Annotated in this window: 19 protein-coding genes; 5 read left to right on the forward strand and 14 right to left on the reverse strand. The window is 64.2% G+C overall.

Annotation, left to right across the window (positions count from 1 at the left end; genetic code table 11):
- Window positions 1–37: 37 nt before the first annotated feature.
- The 3 genes from CLU93_RS04855 to CLU93_RS04865 all read left to right on the forward strand — a co-directional run bounded on the left by CLU93_RS04855 (window position 38) and on the right by CLU93_RS04865 (window position 1,560).
- Window positions 38–601 carry a pseudouridine synthase gene (locus CLU93_RS04855; RefSeq protein WP_096234386.1) on the forward strand — a complete coding sequence of 188 codons (564 nt, stop codon included), beginning with the start codon at window positions 38–40 and terminating at the stop codon, window positions 599–601.
- A gap of 111 nt (window positions 602–712) precedes the next feature.
- Window positions 713–991, forward strand: a complete 279-nt coding sequence (locus CLU93_RS04860) for a hypothetical protein (protein WP_133250722.1) — start codon at window positions 713–715, stop codon at window positions 989–991.
- A 131-nt stretch (window positions 992–1,122) separates the two neighbouring features.
- Window positions 1,123–1,560 (forward strand): DUF192 domain-containing protein, encoded by a 438-nt coding sequence (locus CLU93_RS04865; RefSeq protein ID WP_099760200.1) that lies wholly within the window; start codon window positions 1,123–1,125, stop codon window positions 1,558–1,560.
- Window positions 1,561–1,721: 161 nt separating this feature from the next.
- On the opposite strand, the gene rpsT is transcribed toward CLU93_RS04865, so the two are convergent.
- The gene (gene rpsT, locus CLU93_RS04870) at window positions 1,722–1,988 is read right to left on the reverse strand and encodes a 30S ribosomal protein S20 (protein WP_010395935.1); all 267 of its coding nucleotides are present in this window, start codon (window positions 1,986–1,988) and stop codon (window positions 1,722–1,724) included.
- Window positions 1,989–2,296: 308 nt separating this feature from the next.
- On the opposite strand from rpsT, the gene murJ reads away from it, so the two are divergent.
- Entirely contained in the window at window positions 2,297–3,844 is a 1,548-nt protein-coding gene (gene murJ / locus CLU93_RS04875; protein ID WP_099760201.1) for a murein biosynthesis integral membrane protein MurJ, read from the forward strand.
- Window positions 3,845–3,966: 122 nt separating this feature from the next.
- On the opposite strand, the gene CLU93_RS04880 is transcribed toward murJ, so the two are convergent.
- The 12 genes from CLU93_RS04880 to gspG all read right to left on the reverse strand — a co-directional run bounded on the left by CLU93_RS04880 (window position 3,967) and on the right by gspG (window position 14,108).
- On the reverse strand, window positions 3,967–4,449 hold the full coding sequence (locus tag CLU93_RS04880; protein ID WP_099760202.1) for an FxDxF family PEP-CTERM protein: 483 nt from the start codon (window positions 4,447–4,449) through the stop codon (window positions 3,967–3,969).
- 258 nt (window positions 4,450–4,707) lie between these two features.
- Complete coding sequence (locus CLU93_RS04885; RefSeq protein ID WP_243420150.1) at window positions 4,708–5,382, reverse strand: type II secretion system protein; 675 nt, start codon at window positions 5,380–5,382, stop codon at window positions 4,708–4,710.
- Window positions 5,383–5,387: 5 nt separating this feature from the next.
- Window positions 5,388–5,780: a type II secretion system protein gene (locus tag CLU93_RS04890; RefSeq protein ID WP_099760203.1), complete on the reverse strand. Its 393-nt coding sequence runs from the start codon at window positions 5,778–5,780 to the stop codon at window positions 5,388–5,390.
- Window positions 5,781–5,783: 3 nt separating this feature from the next.
- On the reverse strand, window positions 5,784–6,266 hold the full coding sequence (locus tag CLU93_RS04895) for a type II secretion system protein (RefSeq protein WP_099760204.1): 483 nt from the start codon (window positions 6,264–6,266) through the stop codon (window positions 5,784–5,786).
- Window positions 6,263–8,281, reverse strand: a complete 2,019-nt coding sequence (locus tag CLU93_RS04900) for a secretin N-terminal domain-containing protein (protein ID WP_099760205.1) — start codon at window positions 8,279–8,281, stop codon at window positions 6,263–6,265. The genes CLU93_RS04895 and CLU93_RS04900 overlap by 4 nt, the downstream gene beginning before the upstream one ends.
- The gene (locus tag CLU93_RS04905) at window positions 8,281–8,802 is read right to left on the reverse strand and encodes a hypothetical protein (protein WP_099760206.1); all 522 of its coding nucleotides are present in this window, start codon (window positions 8,800–8,802) and stop codon (window positions 8,281–8,283) included. The genes CLU93_RS04900 and CLU93_RS04905 overlap by 1 nt, the downstream gene beginning before the upstream one ends.
- On the reverse strand, window positions 8,799–9,368 hold the full coding sequence (locus tag CLU93_RS04910) for a hypothetical protein (protein WP_099760207.1): 570 nt from the start codon (window positions 9,366–9,368) through the stop codon (window positions 8,799–8,801). The genes CLU93_RS04905 and CLU93_RS04910 overlap by 4 nt, the downstream gene beginning before the upstream one ends.
- On the reverse strand, window positions 9,365–9,913 hold the full coding sequence (locus CLU93_RS04915; RefSeq protein WP_099760208.1) for a hypothetical protein: 549 nt from the start codon (window positions 9,911–9,913) through the stop codon (window positions 9,365–9,367). The genes CLU93_RS04910 and CLU93_RS04915 overlap by 4 nt, the downstream gene beginning before the upstream one ends.
- Window positions 9,910–10,710, reverse strand: a complete 801-nt coding sequence (locus CLU93_RS04920; RefSeq protein ID WP_099760209.1) for a hypothetical protein — start codon at window positions 10,708–10,710, stop codon at window positions 9,910–9,912. Before CLU93_RS04920 ends, CLU93_RS04915 begins: the two co-directional genes overlap by 4 nt.
- A 10-nt stretch (window positions 10,711–10,720) precedes the next feature.
- The gene (locus CLU93_RS04925; RefSeq protein ID WP_165829341.1) at window positions 10,721–12,427 is read right to left on the reverse strand and encodes a GspE/PulE family protein; all 1,707 of its coding nucleotides are present in this window, start codon (window positions 12,425–12,427) and stop codon (window positions 10,721–10,723) included.
- Window positions 12,424–13,629, reverse strand: a complete 1,206-nt coding sequence (locus CLU93_RS04930; RefSeq protein WP_099760210.1) for a type II secretion system F family protein — start codon at window positions 13,627–13,629, stop codon at window positions 12,424–12,426. The genes CLU93_RS04925 and CLU93_RS04930 overlap by 4 nt, the downstream gene beginning before the upstream one ends.
- Window positions 13,630–13,664: 35 nt before the next feature.
- A complete protein-coding gene (gene gspG / locus CLU93_RS04935; RefSeq protein ID WP_099760211.1) occupies window positions 13,665–14,108 on the reverse strand; it encodes a type II secretion system major pseudopilin GspG in 444 nt (147 codons plus the stop codon).
- Between the two features lie 274 nt (window positions 14,109–14,382).
- Between gspG and CLU93_RS04940 the strand changes: the two genes are divergently transcribed.
- Window positions 14,383–14,772 (forward strand): protease inhibitor I9 family protein, encoded by a 390-nt coding sequence (locus CLU93_RS04940; protein WP_165829339.1) that lies wholly within the window; start codon window positions 14,383–14,385, stop codon window positions 14,770–14,772.
- A gap of 29 nt (window positions 14,773–14,801) precedes the next feature.
- Here the strand turns inward: CLU93_RS04940 and CLU93_RS04945 are convergent, their stop codons facing one another.
- The gene (locus CLU93_RS04945) at window positions 14,802–15,440 is read right to left on the reverse strand and encodes an NF038129 family PEP-CTERM protein (protein WP_099760213.1); all 639 of its coding nucleotides are present in this window, start codon (window positions 15,438–15,440) and stop codon (window positions 14,802–14,804) included.

A 15,440-nucleotide genomic window follows, 5' to 3' on the forward strand; every position in this document is an offset into this window, starting at 1 on the left:
AGCAGCCACCACCGCTTACATCCATTCCCCGACCAGCATGCCACTCATCCTCTTCAATAAACCATTCCAGGTCTTGTGCCAGTTTTCGCCGCAGGACGGCCGCGCCACGCTGGCCGACCATTTGACCATTCCCGGCATCTACCCGGCCGGCCGGCTCGACGCCGATAGCGAAGGCTTGCTGCTGCTGACGGATGACGGCCGCCTGCAGCACGAGATCAGCCACCCCGACCGCAAGGAAGCAAAAACCTATTTGGTGCAGGTCGACGGCGTGCCCGATGCGGCCAGCCTGGCGCGCCTGCAGGCGCCGCTGGACCTGGGCGACTTCATCACCAAGCCGTGCAAGGCCGTGCGCATCGCTGAGCCGGACTGGTTGTGGCCGCGCAACCCACCGATCCGCGCGCGCGCCGACAAGCCGACCTCGTGGCTGGCGATCACGTTGAAAGAAGGAAAAAACCGGCAAGTGCGGCGCATGACGGCTGCCGTCGGCCTGCCCACCCTGCGCCTGGTGCGCAGCGCCATCGGCCCGTTCTCGCTGGCCAGCCACCCTCTGCTGCCCGGCGAATGGTGCGAAGTGCCAGCGGAGAACATTGGCAAGGCGTGAACAGGACAAGAAAAAACGGCTTCAGCACTGAAATTTTGCCAATAAGCACTATTTATTTTTAGATAATGCATTAAAATCATCTGACCTTAACATGACGGAAAAGGAAAGATGATGACAAAAGTAATATTGATGTTGGCCGCCTCCCTGTTTGCCGGCGCCGCACTGGCGCAATCGGGCGCCAAGGTGCACGCTTCCGCAGCGACCGATGCCGTCAAGCCGCCACCGGCATCGGCAGCCAGCCATGCCTCGGCTGCCACCGATGCCGTCAAGCCGGTGCCGCCGGCGTCGGCTACCGTCAACGCCTCGGCCGCGACGGATGCGCCGCGCCTGATTCCCCAGCCGCGCAAGACCAGGCAGCCGGCCGCTGAAGCAGGCAAGCCCGTGAAGTAAGCGTCGTTCCCGGGGTGACCGCAGCGACCATGTTGCTGTAACCCCACGCTTTCGGAACGGCCAGGCAACATGCTTGACCAGGCAGGCGCCTGCATGGCTTAATCGCCGCTTCGCAGCCACCGTCCCGCGCCATGAAAAAACCCCTACGCCGTCTCAGCCTGTCCATCGCCCTGCTGGCATGCGCCAGCATTGCCCAAGCGCAGAGCGTGCAGCTGTCGGCCGGCATGCATTTGATCCAGGCGGAAGTGGCCGCCACGGAAGAACAGCGCGAACTGGGTTTGATGTACCGTGAGAAGATGCCGGCCAATGCGGGCATGCTGTTCGTCTTTGGCAACCCGTCGACGCAATGCATGTGGATGAAAAACACGACGCTGCCCCTGTCCGTGGCCTTTATCGATGCCAGCGGCAAGATCGTCAACATCGAAGACATGCAAGCGCACACGCTCGACAGCCACTGCTCGACCAAAACCGTGCCCGTGCGCTATGCGCTGGAAATGAACCTGGGCTGGTTCAGGCAAAAAAACATCAAGCCGGGCATGAGCATCGGCAACCTGCCCGCGACGCGTTAGGCCGTAGCGGCCGCAGTCAGCCGCTGGCGGGCGCGGCCGCAAAACCGCACAAAAAACGCGAAAAAACCCGCCAGAACGAATCTGCGGGTTTTTGCTTTTCAACCAGTGCCAGCGTACCGGCACAGGCAAGACCACCGTGGTGGCTTGCCTGCTGGCGAATATTAAGCGGACAGTGCTTTCAAGGCAGCTGCCAGACGGCTCTTATGGCGAGCTGCCTTGTTTTTGTGGATGATCTTCTTGTCAGCGATACGGTCGATGGTCGACACGGATGCTTGGAAGATTGCAGCAGCTGCTGCCTTGTCACCGCCCTGGATCGCTTTGCGAGCAGCTTTGATAGCCGTGCGCAAGGTCGAACGTTGGGACGAATTGTGTGCGTTTTGCTTAACTGCTTGACGAGCGCGTTTGCGCGCTTGTGCGGTATTTGCCATGGAATTTCCTAAAACAGGGTCAAAGTGCGTTTGCAAACATTAGTGTTTGCCAACCGGTGCGTTCTGTGCGTCTGCCGAACCATGTGTGCCAAACCAGTGCCTGTCAAACATTAGTGTCTGCGTAACAGAATTCTGTACAGCCTTCGATTATAGCGATATTTTCATGCGGGGGCAAATCAAAAAACCATGTGTGACACCAAAAACACCTGAAAATGGGCCCGGCAAGGGCGAATCGACAGCGAATCGGCCGCAATTGTTACCATATTTTAAGCGTTTAACGGTAGCGCGCCCGGCTATAATCTGCCCCCATGAACTTGCTTAAAACCCTCGCCGCCATCTCCAGCATGACCATGCTGTCCCGTGTAACCGGATTATTGCGCGAAAGCCTGTTCGCGCGCGCCTTTGGCGCCGGCGCCTACACGGACGCCTTCATTGTTGCCTTCCGCATCCCCAACCTGTTGCGCCGCTTGTTTGCCGAGGGTGCGTTCTCGCAAGCCTTCGTGCCGATCTTGTCTGAATACAAGAACCAGCATGGCCAGGAAGCGAGCAAGCAACTGGCCGACCACGTGGCCACCACCCTGGTCTGGGCCACTTTACTCGTGTCCGCCATCGGCATCGTCGGCGCGCCGTGGTTCGTGTATGCGATCGCCACGGGCCTGACCAAGGACGCGGGCGCTTTTGACGCGGCCGTGTGGATGACGCGGCTGATGTTCCCTTATATTACTTGCATGTCCTTCGTGGCCCTGGCGGGCGGCATCCTGAATACCTGGCGCGAATTCAAGATTCCCGCCTTCACGCCGGTGCTGCTCAATTTATCATTCATCGCCGCCTCGCTGTTCCTCGCGCCGCACCTGAAACAGCCGATCTATGCCATGGCCATTGCCGTGTTCGCCGGCGGCCTGCTGCAGGTGGCCATCCAGATTCCCGCGCTGATCAAGATCGGCATGCTGCCACGCCTGTCGCTCAATCCCGCCATCGGCCTGTCCGACGGCGGCGTGCGCCGCGTGCTGAAAAAGATGGGACCGGCCGTGTTCGCCGTCTCGGCAGCCCAGATCAGCCTGATGATCAACACCAGCATCGCCTCGCGCCTGGCGGAAGGCAGTATTTCCTGGCTGTCGTATGCGGACCGCCTGATGGAGTTCCCGACCGCCATGCTGGGCGTGGCCCTGGGCACCATCTTGCTGCCCAGCCTGTCAAAGGCCAACGTGGATGGCGACAAGATGGAATACTCGGCCCTGCTGGACTGGGGCTTGCGCCTGACTTTCCTGCTGGCCCTGCCCGCCGCCGTCGGCATGGCGACCCTGGCCACGCCGCTGATCGCGACATTATTTCACTACGGCAAGTTCACGGCCGAAGCGGTGGCCATGTCGACGCAACCGCTGGTGGCCTACAGCCTTGGTCTGATCGGCATCATCCTCGTGAAAACCCTGGCGCCCGCGTTCTATGCGCGCCAGGACATCCGCACGCCCGTGAAAATCGCCATCGGCGTGCTGATTGCCACGCAGTTGATGAATCTGCTGTTCGTGCCCTACATCGCCGTGGCCGGCCTGGCCCTGTCGATCGGTCTGGGCGCCTGCCTGAACGCCTCTTTTCTCTACTGGGGCTTGCGCAAGCGCGACATCTACCAGCCGAAACCGGGCTGGGCCAAGTTCTTCCTGCGCCTGTTGCCGGCACTCATCGTGATGGGCGGCGTGGCGTATGCTGGCGCCATGCGCATCGACTGGATCACCATGCAAGCCCATCCGCTGCTGCGGGCCGGCGCGCTGGCCCTGCTGGTGAGCCTGTGTGGCGTGGCGTACTTTGCCACCTTGTTTTTAGTTGGCTTCCGCTTCCGCGACTTCAAGCGCAGCGCCTGACACGCGGCGCAGGCCCCGCTGCCTGCGCCCTGCCATCGGCAGGACGCCCCGCGCAATGTGGCGGGGCGAAAAAAAACCCGCCGAAATGCAGGCGGGTTTGGCGATACGACAAGACAGCGTGATCAGGCTGCCTTTTTTGCGGCACGGCGACGCGCCATGAAGCCCAACAAGCCCAAGCCGCCCAGCAGCATGCCATAGGTTGCTGGCTCAGGCACGGCGCTGACGGTGTACGTCCCCGAGTAATTGCCGCCAGCCAAGGCGTTACCGTACAGTTGCAGCTTGAACGGACCGACACCGGTGTATTCCACGCCAAAGAAGCGCAGGCTGCCAATCGATAATGATTCACCCAGCTTGCCGTTCAAGTTCGATGTCAGCGCATTAAACGAAAGGTTCTGGCCGGAAATCGACAAGCCGATGTTGTACTTGCCCGCGCCCAAGCCGTTGAGGAAGATTTCATCGAGGCCGCCGGACAGGATGCCATCGTCTACGACGGCGCTGAAGGCATGCGCGCTGCCATCAGCATTAACATTGATGACTTGATCACCTGCATAAGCACTGAACGACGCCGCAGCCAGAATGCCGGCAGCGATAAATTTCAATTTCATAGTTTATCCCTTAAATAGTCATTTATGGCTGCGATGCGCAGGCCACCAATAGTTTTAGCACTAAGTAATTCACAATATTTTCCTGAGGATTACTTGAAGTACTGAACAGAATAGTAGCATAAATGCATTTAATTACTTGCAAATATTTTATCTAAGTTTCATCGGTGATAACCATTTACGGACTGAACTATTTGCCTACATCGAGCACTTTCCATAGGTAAATAGTTCCGCACGCATCGTCCCGCTGCCAGCCGCCCGCTAGCGGGGCACTGGCACTGCGGCGGCGTCGCCTGGCAGCTCGGCCGGAGCCTGAATCTGGGGCGCTTCTGGCGGCGCGTCTTCTTGCTGCGCAGAAATAGGCTGGGGAAATAAAGATGGTGGCGGTGCGGCGGCACCGCCTGGCGAAAGTGCGGCCGATTCATTTGCCAGGCCGGCTTCCCCAACCTGCGCCGCCGGCTGGAGCGCTTGTGCGTCGACCATGAAATGCCATTCCGACAGCCGTGCCTTGCCGTCGAAACCGGCAAACCGGGCCTCGAAGTTCCCTACTTTCAACGCTGCGGCCGGCGACAGGCTATGCACGCCGATGATGCCATTGCTGCCGGGCTGGTACAGCAAGCCCCATTCGGCACGCCCCGTGATGGGGTCAACATATAGCTTGCGCAGATGGCGGCGCAACTGCGGCACGCGGGGATCGCGCAGCAAGGCGGAAAGCGTCGGCGGCTGTTGCGGCTGCCCCGGGGGCGTGGCGGCAGCATAACTGCGCAGGGCATCGGAAAACTGCGCGCCGATGTCGAGCAGCTCCTGCTCGGCCGCCTGGCGCTGCAGCAGGGAACCCATCTTCAGGCCGGCCGCGCCCACCAAGCCCAGAATGGCCACCAGGATGATCAGCCCAAGGTAGGTGAAGCCGCGCTGGCGGTGCGCACGAGCATGCATCGCAGCTACCAGTCGGCAAACGGCGTGCCGTTGCGGTCCTTGCCAGGCGCGCCACTCTTGACGTCATACACCTGGCCCGGCGTATCGTCGGGCGGCGCCACGATCAGCCATGTCGCTTCGCTCTCCGTGATGGGGTCGATGGGCATGGCGCGCAGGTATTTCTTGTCCACCAGTTGCTCCAGGGTATCGGGATAGCGGCCCGTATCGCCGTGGTACTGGTCGATGGTGATGCGCAGATTGCGCAAGTTGTCCGCCAGCACGGTTTCCTTGGCCTTATCCAGGCTGGGAAAATAGCGCGGCACGGCCAGGGTCAGCAGCAGCGCCACGATGCCGAGCACCACCAGCAGTTCGATCAGGGTAAAGCCGCGCGCGCGCGCAGCATGGTTATCGGCAGCCATGGTTCACCATAAGCGGTAAGGCACATTGTTCAGGCCAGTCTTGCTGGACGTGCAATACACATCGTAGACGTCGTCCCCCTCGCGCGGCTCGGTCGCCTCGCTGGCGTAACTGCGCCGGCCCCACGTCTGCGCATCGCTGAGGCTGGCATCGGCATTGAACGGGTCGCGCGGCACGCGGCGCAGGAAGAACATCTTGCTGCGTTTCGGGTTGCGCTGATCCGGTACGCCCTCGACCAGCAGTTCCAGGCTTTTCGGGTAGCCGCTGGCGTCCGTGACGCGCACGATGCGTCCTTCGTCGCCGGCGCGCTTGTACGCGTCCAGAGCCTGGCGGATATCGCGCAAGGCGCGCCGCAAATCCTGTTCCTGGCGCCGCTGCATGGCCACCTGCGTGACGGGCACCACCAGCGTGGCCAGCACGCCCAGGATGGCCAGGGTCACCAGCAGTTCGATCAGCGTAAAACCGCCGTGCGCGCGCGCCAGTCTCATTTGGCAACCGGCACCGGCTGGCTCGACGAGAACGGCAAGGGCGCCGCCTGCAACGGCACGGACTGGCCGGACGATATCGGCAGGGGCGACGCGGCCGGCTCGGGCGATGGCGCCACTTCCGGCGCGGGCACGCTCTGCGGCAAGGTCGATGGCACCTGGCCCGGCACCATCAACGGCTGCGGCGGCGGCGCCTGCATGCCCACGGCCGACGGGCCGGAACGCACGACCACCGTACCCGGCATCTGCGTGGCTGCCTTGGCCGCCATGTCGGGGCGGCGGCGGAAGCTGCCTTCCGTGCCGGCCGAAAATTCCGATTCCTTCGCTTCCGGACGCTGTACCGTGCGCACCAGGTGCGGCGTGATCGACAGCACGATCTCGGTCTTCTGGCTGTCATCCTTGCTGCTGCCGAACAGCCGCCCCAGCACGGGAATATCGCCCAGGCCCGGCACCTTGTTGCCCGAGCTGCGCTCTTCATTGTTGATCAGGCCCGCCAGCACCTGGTTTTCGCCATCCTTCAATTGCAGCATGGTCGAGGCCTGGCGCGTGCCGATCTGGTACAGGGTCGAGCCGCTGCGGGTGGTGGTGGCGGCGCCCAGGTTGCTCACTTCGAGCGAGATGCGGATACCCACTTCATTGTTCAGATAGATGGTCGGCTCGGCGTTCACCGTCAGGCCCACGTCCAGGTAGCTGACGGATTCGGAAGCGAAGCCGCCCGTGCCCGGCGAAATGGTGGTGGTCACCACGGGCACCCTGTCGCCGATGACGAACTTCGCCTTTTCGCGGTTGCGCACGCGGATGCGCGGATTGGCCAGGATGTTGGCGTCGCCGTCCGTCTTGTTGACATTTGCCGTCACGGCCAGGTTGCTCACGCCGATAGTACGCTGGTTCAGATTATTCAAGTCGTTGACGGTCAGCCCCATCCCGCCCGAGGTGGAAAGCGGCGTCAGGGTCAGGCTCGTCGGCCAGGCCACGCCCAGTTCCAGCAGGCGGCTGCGCTTGACTTCGAGGATTTCCAGCTCCAGTACCACTTCCGCCTCGGGCACGTCCTGCAACGCGATCAGGCGCTCGGCCAGGCGGATCGCCTCGGGCGTGTCGCGCACGATGACGAGGTTGAGTTTTTCATCGGCCACCACGTCGCGCGTCTTCAAAATAGTCTTGAGCGTGTTGGCTACCTGCCTGGCGTCGGCATTGGCCAGGAAGAAGGTCTTCACCAGCACTTCCTGGTACTCTTTCAATTTTGCCGCCACGTTCGGATAGATCAGAATCGTGTTCGCATCCATCACCTGCTGCTCCAGCTGGTTCGTCACCAGCAGGAAGTAGATCGCCGATTCCACCGTGCTGTTCTTCAGGAAGATCGAGGTTTTCGCATCGGCCTTGACGTCCTTGTCGAAGACGAAATTGAGGCCGGAGCGGCGCGCAATCAGTTCGAACACCTGTTTTAATGGCGCGTCGCGGAACTCGATGCTGATCGGCTGCTTGTACGATTTGGCCAGGCCCGATTCGACGACAGGTGGCGCCGTCTTCTCATCGACTTCGCGCAGCAGCGCGCGCGCGCCCGCATGGTTCGGCTGCTCCGTCAGGATGGCGTTCAGGCGCTGGCGCGCGGGGTCGTAGCGCTTGGCGTCGATATCCTTCTGCGCTTCGGCCAGCAGCTTGCCCTGCCGCTGCGCGCGTTCGAGCGCGCGCAAGCCGCTGTTGGCGCGCTCGTTCTGCGCATCGATGTCCAGCACGCCAAGGAAAGAGGCGCGCGCCAGCTCGCCCTGCCCCGTTTGCGCCTGGCGCTCGGCCTGCTGCAAGCCGGTGCTGGTGGCCCGTTCGCGCGCCTGCAGGTAGGCGCTGCGGTACTGCACGTTGCCGGGGTCCTGCTGCAGCGCTTCCTGCAGCTTTTGCAGGCCGGCAGGCACCTGGTTTTGCGCGATCAGCTCGCGCCCGTCGCGGTAGGCCTGCTGCCCGGCACAGCCGGACAGCAGCACCAGCAGTACCGGCAGCAGCGCCGATGAAAAGGAACGAGACATCACTCGAATACTCCAATGTTGAGCTGCTGAACCTGGTTCAACGGCAGATAAGTGAGCGTCATGACGGGCGGCGCGATCGTCACGACCTTGTAGGCGCCATCGATAACGGTATTGGCACGCACGATATACGTCTTGTCGGCGCGCGACAAAAACACTTCCCAGGCGCCATCGGCGACCGCCTTGCCCAGGTAGACGAAGGGCAGCGGCGGCGCCATCGGCGGCGCTGGCGGCGGTGCGGCGCTGGCCACCATTTTCGGTGGCGGCGGAGTCCAGTTCTGGCTCTGGAAGACACCATCGGCGCCGCCAAAGGTGTCGCCGTCCTCGCCCGCCACCTCGCTGCGCGGCAGCAGAGCCAGGATGGCTGGCTGCGCGACGGCAGGCCGGGCAGCGCGCTGGCGCGCGGGCGCCACGGCCCGCTCGACCGCCTCGGCCACCTCGGAGACGGGCTGGCGCTCGCCAAACAGCAGCAAGGCGCCCGCGCCCAGCACACCGGCCAGCAGCAGGTAATGGCGCGGCGTCATGGTGCATCTCCCGCGCTGTCAGCTAAATAAAAGGTCAGGCGCAAACGCGCTTCGAGCTGCGTGTCGGCGATCTGCTCGCGGCGAAAACTCAGTTCATCGAGCGAGGCGAACGGCATGGCGCGCAGCGCCTGCAGCGCAAACTGCCACACAGCCGCATAACTGCCCTTGAGTGGCAAGGTCACCTGGTAAGTGGCGACGCGGCTGGCCTTGTCGTAGCCGCTCTTGTACTCGCCCTGCGCCAGCTGCAAGCCGTTTTTCGCGGCCAGGTCGAACAGCAGCTTGACTTGCTGCTCGACGTGGCGCTGCTGGCCCAGCGTCGCATGGAAGCGCGCCAGATTCTCGCCCGATGTCGCCACCGGTGCCGCAGCAACTGCGGCCAGCGAGGCCGCCGGCAATGGACGCGCTTCCAGCTGCGCGGCCACGGCGCGCTGCTGCCAGGCCCAGGCCCAGGCCCAGGCGGCCATGCCCAGCACCAGCAAGGCCACGGCCAGGCAGGCGGGCGCGCCCGCGCGGCGCAGCAGCAGTTGCGCGCGCAGGCGCAAGGCATGGAGGTCGATGGCCATCATGGCGCCCCCCAACGCGCTTCGAGCTGGAAGCGCAAGGGCTTGTTCGGGTCGAGTTCATTGATTTCATGGCGCAGCAACTGCACGCGGATGCCAAACAGCTGCTGCTGCTTCAATTGCGCCACATACGCCACCATGGCGTCGCTACTGGTGGTTTCGGCCGTGATTTTTAGTATCCGCTTGCGCGCATCCGGCTCCAGCGCCAGCAGCGCGATGCCGGGCGGCGTGGCGCTCGCCAGCGCATCCTGCAGGTCGCGCCACGGCAGGTTCAGTTGCAGGATGGCCGCATTCACGGCCGCCGCCTGCGCCGGCGCAATCGGCACGATCGCCACAGGTGCCGGCCCCTGCGTGGCTTGCGCGACGCGCTGCTGCGCGCGCTGCCATTGCGCCTCGCTGGCCTGCTGGCGCTGCAGCGCGGCACTGCCGCTGTATGCCGCCGTGGCGATCAGCGCCACGCCCAGCACCCCCGTGATCCATGCCCATGCGGGCACGCGGTGCAGGCTGCGGCGCCAGCCTGGTGGCGCGAAATCGATATCGAGGCGCGTCATGCCAGGCCTGCGCTGCGCGCCAGCCGCGCGGCGGCCGACAAGGCGCCGTCCCCGTCTGGCGTAGGGAAAATCTGGCAGTGGAACGCTTTCGCCTGCGTCAGCCATGCGGGCGGCGGCGCGCCGCACAGCTGCAGCAGCGCCGGTGCCGGCACGCCTTGCAGCAGCGCTTCGCGCATCAGCGTCTGCTCCAGCCAGCCATGGTCAGCGTCCGCGGGCACGGGCAACGCGCGCACGGCGCGCAGGCAGCCATCGTGACGCACGCCCAGGGTCAAGGTGTTCTCCTGCAACTGGCCAAACCAGGCGCCAGGCTTGAGCGCGCCATGCCAGCGGTTCCAGTGGCGCGCAAATTGCGGCGTAATAAAGATCAGGGAAAGCTTGCGCGCTTCGGCCACGCGCGTCAGCTGCGCCAGCAGCGCGCGCGGCACGGCGCAGAAAAACGGCGCGCGCGCGTCCCAGGCGTGGCAGCTTTGCCACAGGCCGGGAGGATCGCCATACAGCGACTGGAAACGCAGCGCGGCGGCCGCCTCGATATCGGCCAGGCGCGCGGCGCCCTGCGGCATGTCCACTTGCCACAGGCGCGCCAACGCATCGTCGAGCACCACGGACAAGGGCCAGCGCGCGTATTGCCCCGCCGGCAGCATCTGTTCCAGCGCCTGGCCCAGGGCGGCAAAGTCGCCATGCAGGCCGGTGTCAGGCACATACGCGACCTCGCGCAGCAGGGCCCATGCCGGTGCGCGCCAGCGGCTGCTGCACCACAGGCTGACGCTGCCCGCCGCTACGCCCAAACGCAAACCCATTCCAAAACTTCTACGCATGCAGGGTGACCCTCTTGATTTCCGTGATGGTGGTGGCGCCCCGCTTGACCAGTTCCAGCGCCGCCAGGCGCAGGCTGCGCGTGCCGTTCGCATACGCGGCCGCCTTGATCTGGCGGATCGGCTTTTTGTCGACGATGAGTTCGCGGATTTCATCGGTCAGCACGAGAATTTCGGCGATCGAGCGGCGCCCCTTGTAGCCCGTGCCGCGGCAGTCGCCACAGCCCTTGCCCTGCTTGAATTCATATGCATCAACGTCGGCGCGCACCAGCCCCACGCTGGCCAGCTCACCATCGTCCGGCGCGTACGGCGTGGCGCAGTGGGGGCAATTGGTGCGGATCAGACGCTGCGCCCAGATGCCGTTCAGGGCCGAGACGAACGCATACGGGTCGATGCCCATGTGGGTAAAACGGCCGAACACGTCGAATACATTATTCGCATGCACGGTGGTCAGTACCAAATGGCCCGTGAGGGCCGACTGCACGGCGATTTCCGCCGTCTCGCGGTCGCGGATCTCGCCCACCATGATTTTATCGGGGTCGTGGCGCAGGATCGAGCGCAACCCCCTGGCAAAGGTCAGCCCCTTCTTTTCATTCACGGGTATCTGCAAAATGCCGGGCAACTGGTATTCGACGGGGTCTTCGATGGTGATGATCTTTTCGCGCCCGTTATGGATTTCCGTCAGCGCCGCGTACAGGGTCGTGGTCTTGCCAGACCCCGTGGGACCGGTGACGAGCAACATGCCGTAGGCTTCCTGCGCCAGCGCGCGCAACGCTTCGAGCGACGGGGCGTCAAAGCCCAGTGCTTCGAGCGTCAGCGCGCCATATGCCTCGATCATGGCGCGCTTGTCGAGAATGCGGATGACGGCGTCCTCGCCATGGATGCTGGGCATGATGGAGACGCGCAAATCGATTTCGCGCCCGCCCGCCTCGACGCGGAAACTGCCGTCCTGCGGCACGCGGCGCTCGGCGATATCGAGTTCGGCCAGCACCTTCAGGCGCGAGATGATGTGTTCGGCCACTTCGATGCCGTTGACGGATGTGGCGTGATCGAGCACGCCGTCGACGCGGTACTTGACGGCCAGGCCGCCGGCCGTGCTTTCCAGGTGGATGTCCGAGGCGCCCGCCTTGAGCGCGTCGTACAGCGTCGAGTTGACCAGCTTGACGGCGGGGCTGGCCGCTTCCGAGACGCTGGCGAATGACAGCACTGCGGCCGTCTTGCCATCGCGGCGCGCGTCGTTCGCTGCGCCAGGCAGCAGGTTGTCGACGGCGCGCGCCGATTCTTCCTGCTTCGACAGGTAGGCGCCGATGTCGGCCTGCAGCGCCAGCCGCACGGTCAGGCTGGCCTGTCCCGCGCGCGCGCCCAGCCAGGTTTGCAGGTCGAGGTCGAACGGGTCGGCAATCACGCCCACCAGCTGACCATCGGCGGCGCGCAGCAGCACGCTGTGGCGCGCCAATGCCTGCGACAGCGGCAGCAGGTCGAAGGCGGGAACGTAGGCCAGCATGTCGGCCGTTTCCAGCACGGCCAGGCCGAACGGGCGGGCCAGTTCACGCACCACGGCGCGCGCCTCGAGGCCGCTCAAGTGCTGCAATTCTTCGACCAGGCTGCGCTTCGATTGCCGGCACACGGCGCGCGCGCGCTGCAGCAGCGCCGCGTCGATGGTCACGCCGGGTGCGCTGGATTCGGGACTGGTGTGCATCATGAAATATCGCCTGCAAGGTCAAAGATGGGCATGTACAGCAGGATCACGATGGCGCCCACGATCAGGCCGATGGCGGCCATCAGCAGCGGCTCGAAGGTGCGCGTGAAGCGGTCGATCCAGCGGCTGATCTCACCGTCATAAAAGGCCGCCGACTGCGTCAGCATGGGGCCCATGTCGCCCGTGCGCTCGCCCACGCGCAGCATGCGCAGGGAAATCGGCGTCGTCAGTTGATGCTGCTCAAACGCGGACGACAGGGGCTGGCCCGCCTCGATGGCGCCGCGCGCGCCCTGCAGCGATGCCTGCATGCGCGGCGAGACCATCGCTTGCACGGTGGATATTGCCTGCACGATGGTGATGCCGCCTTCTGCCAGCATGCCCAGCGTCAGGTACAGGCGCGACAGTTCATAGATGCGCACGCGCTCGCCGATGCCGGGCAGTTTCGCCAGCAGGCGCGCCACGCCGCCGTGGCGCAGCACGCGGCGCAAGGCCGCAAACACGACGCCACCGGCAATAAGCAGCCCGAGCAACAGCAGCACGCCATGCTGCGTGACGAACTGGCCCCAGCTGAGCATGACTTGCGACATCCACGGCAAGTTGCGCCCGGCGCCCTGGTACACCTCGGCAAAGCGCGGCACCACATAGCTGATCAGGAAGGCGCTGACGCCGCCGCCCACGGCCAGCAGGATGGCCGGATAGATGGCGGCGCTGACGATTTTTGAACGCACCGCATCGATGCGCTGCTGGTAGTCGATATAGCGCGACAGCGCGCGCGGCAAGTCGCTGGTGCCTTCGGCCGCCTTGACGATGCCAATGTAGAGCGGTGGAAACAGTTCGGCCAGCTCTGCCAGCACGGCGGAAAAACGTTTGCCTTCGCGCAAGCCTTCCAGCAGGCGCGTGAGCACGCTGCGCGTGGCCGGCGCCGCTTCCTTTTCCAGCAAGGCTTCCAGCGCTTCGACGATGCCCAGACCCGCATTCAATAGCGCCAGCAATTCCTGGCTGAACAGCAACAGGGGCAGCGCGCGCGCGCGCTGGCGTCCGGCCGCGCTGAACGGCGTGGTCCGCAGGGGACGGATGGCGCTGACGAACAGGCCGCGCGCCTCGGCCTGGCGGCGCGCGTCCGCTTCGTCGCGCGCGTCAATCACGCAAGTCGACAAGGTGACCGCTGCCTGGTCCGTGGAGAGCGCGCGAACTTCAAACTGCATGATGGCGTTTCCGTGAGGGAGGAGTGGCGCTGGCGCTATTGCGCGCTGATGTCGGCGTTGTCGCCGCTGCCACCGGGCTGGCCATCCTTGCCCATCGAGACGATGTCGTACTCGCCCTTGCTGCCAGGTGCGCGGTATTGATAGGCATGGCCCCAGGGATCGAGCGGCACGGCCTTTTTCAGGTACGGTCCATTCCAGCGCGTGCCCGCAGCCGGCGGCGCCACCAGCAGTGCGCCCAGCCCTTCTTCCGTGCTCGGGTAGCGCCCCACGTCGAGGCGATAGGTATCGAGCGACTTTTCAAACGCCTCGATCTGCGCCTTGGCCACCGTCACTTCCGATTTGCCCAGCTGGGCAAAATACTTGGGGCCGACATACGCCGCCAGCAAGCCGATGATCACGATGACGACCAATAATTCGAGCAATGTAAAACCACGCGCACCGCGCGCTGCTGCCAAGTTATGCTTGTGTGCTGCTTGCATCCGCGAACTCCCTCTTGCTTACCTTCGACATTGCCCCCCCATGCGCAGCTGATGGCCGCACGCAGGAGTGACACGCTTGCCTGATGCATATCAGGCTACCATGCCGCTTATGGTTAATACAATCTTTTCTTTGCATTGTAAATAACAAAATTTCAGCAAAAAAACATGAACTTGCGCAAAACGCCAGGTTGCGCCGCGCGCGCCGCCCGCCGCGCAGCACGCGTACAATCAGTGCACGGGTGGCATGCCGCCGCCGCGCACCGAAGGAGCATGCATGTCCGCATTCCATCTGAGTCTGGCCATTTTCGCTGGCGCCATGGCGCAGCCGGCAGGCGCATCGGCCGCCCCCGCGCGCCAGGCGTATATTGTGCAATTACCCGTGCAATTGCTGGCAGCGGCGCCAACGGCAGCCGCGCCAGGCGCGGCGCAGCGCGAAGCCCGGGCAACACAGGCCGAGGCGCAACGGCGCGCCGTGCTGGCGCTGGTGCCCGAGGCCAGCGTGCAACACCACTACACGGCCACGCTGAACGGCTTTGCCGCCCTGCTCACGCCCGACGAGGTCAAGCGCCTGCGCGCCAGTCCCCTCGTCGCGCGCGTCTCGCCCAGCACCGAAGAGCATGTCAATGACAGGGGCGCGCGCAGCGTGCCCGATGCGCAGCGCTGACGCCTGGCCCGGGTCGGCACAGCCGGTGCCTACGCCGCGGGCAGGCGCTGGCGGCGGCGCAAGGCAAAGCCGATCAGCGCCAGGCCACCCGTCAGCATCATCCATTCCGACGCTTCCGGCACGGCCGATATCGACGCGATGCTGGCATAGGTGCTGCCGGCGATGCTGGCGGGCAAGCCGCCATTGAGCGGCGTCAGTTCGAACTGCACCAGGTTGCCATTCACGTTGCCCAAGTATGAACCGGCGCTGGCGTCGAGCAAGCCCACGCCGAAGGTCGTGCCCGCGTTGCCGGCCGTGTTCAGGAAGTCGCCGCCAAAGACCACGTTGAAGGCGAACTTGCCGCCCAGGGTCACGTTGTGAAACCAGTCGTTGTAGGCGCCGCTATTGCCGAAGGTCAAGGTACCGGGCACGCTGCCGCTGACATTGCCTTCCTGCGATTCGAGCGCGCCAAAGGCGCCCGAGAAGTTGCTCAAGGTGGCACTGGCGCCTGGTGCGGGGCTGTTGCCGGCGATAAAGGCAAAGTCGAGGAAGCCGGCGCCGGAAAACTGGCTGGTGTCGATTTCCACGTGGTAACTGAGCGGGCCCGCAAGCGCCAGGCTGGAACTGCCAGCGAGCAAGGCGGCCAGCACGGCGTGGCGCAAGGTACGGCTGAGTGTCGTTGCAAACAT

Source organism: Janthinobacterium sp. 35, assembly GCF_002754575.1.
In the GTDB taxonomy this organism is placed as follows: Bacteria; Pseudomonadota; Gammaproteobacteria; order Burkholderiales; family Burkholderiaceae_D; genus Janthinobacterium; species Janthinobacterium tructae.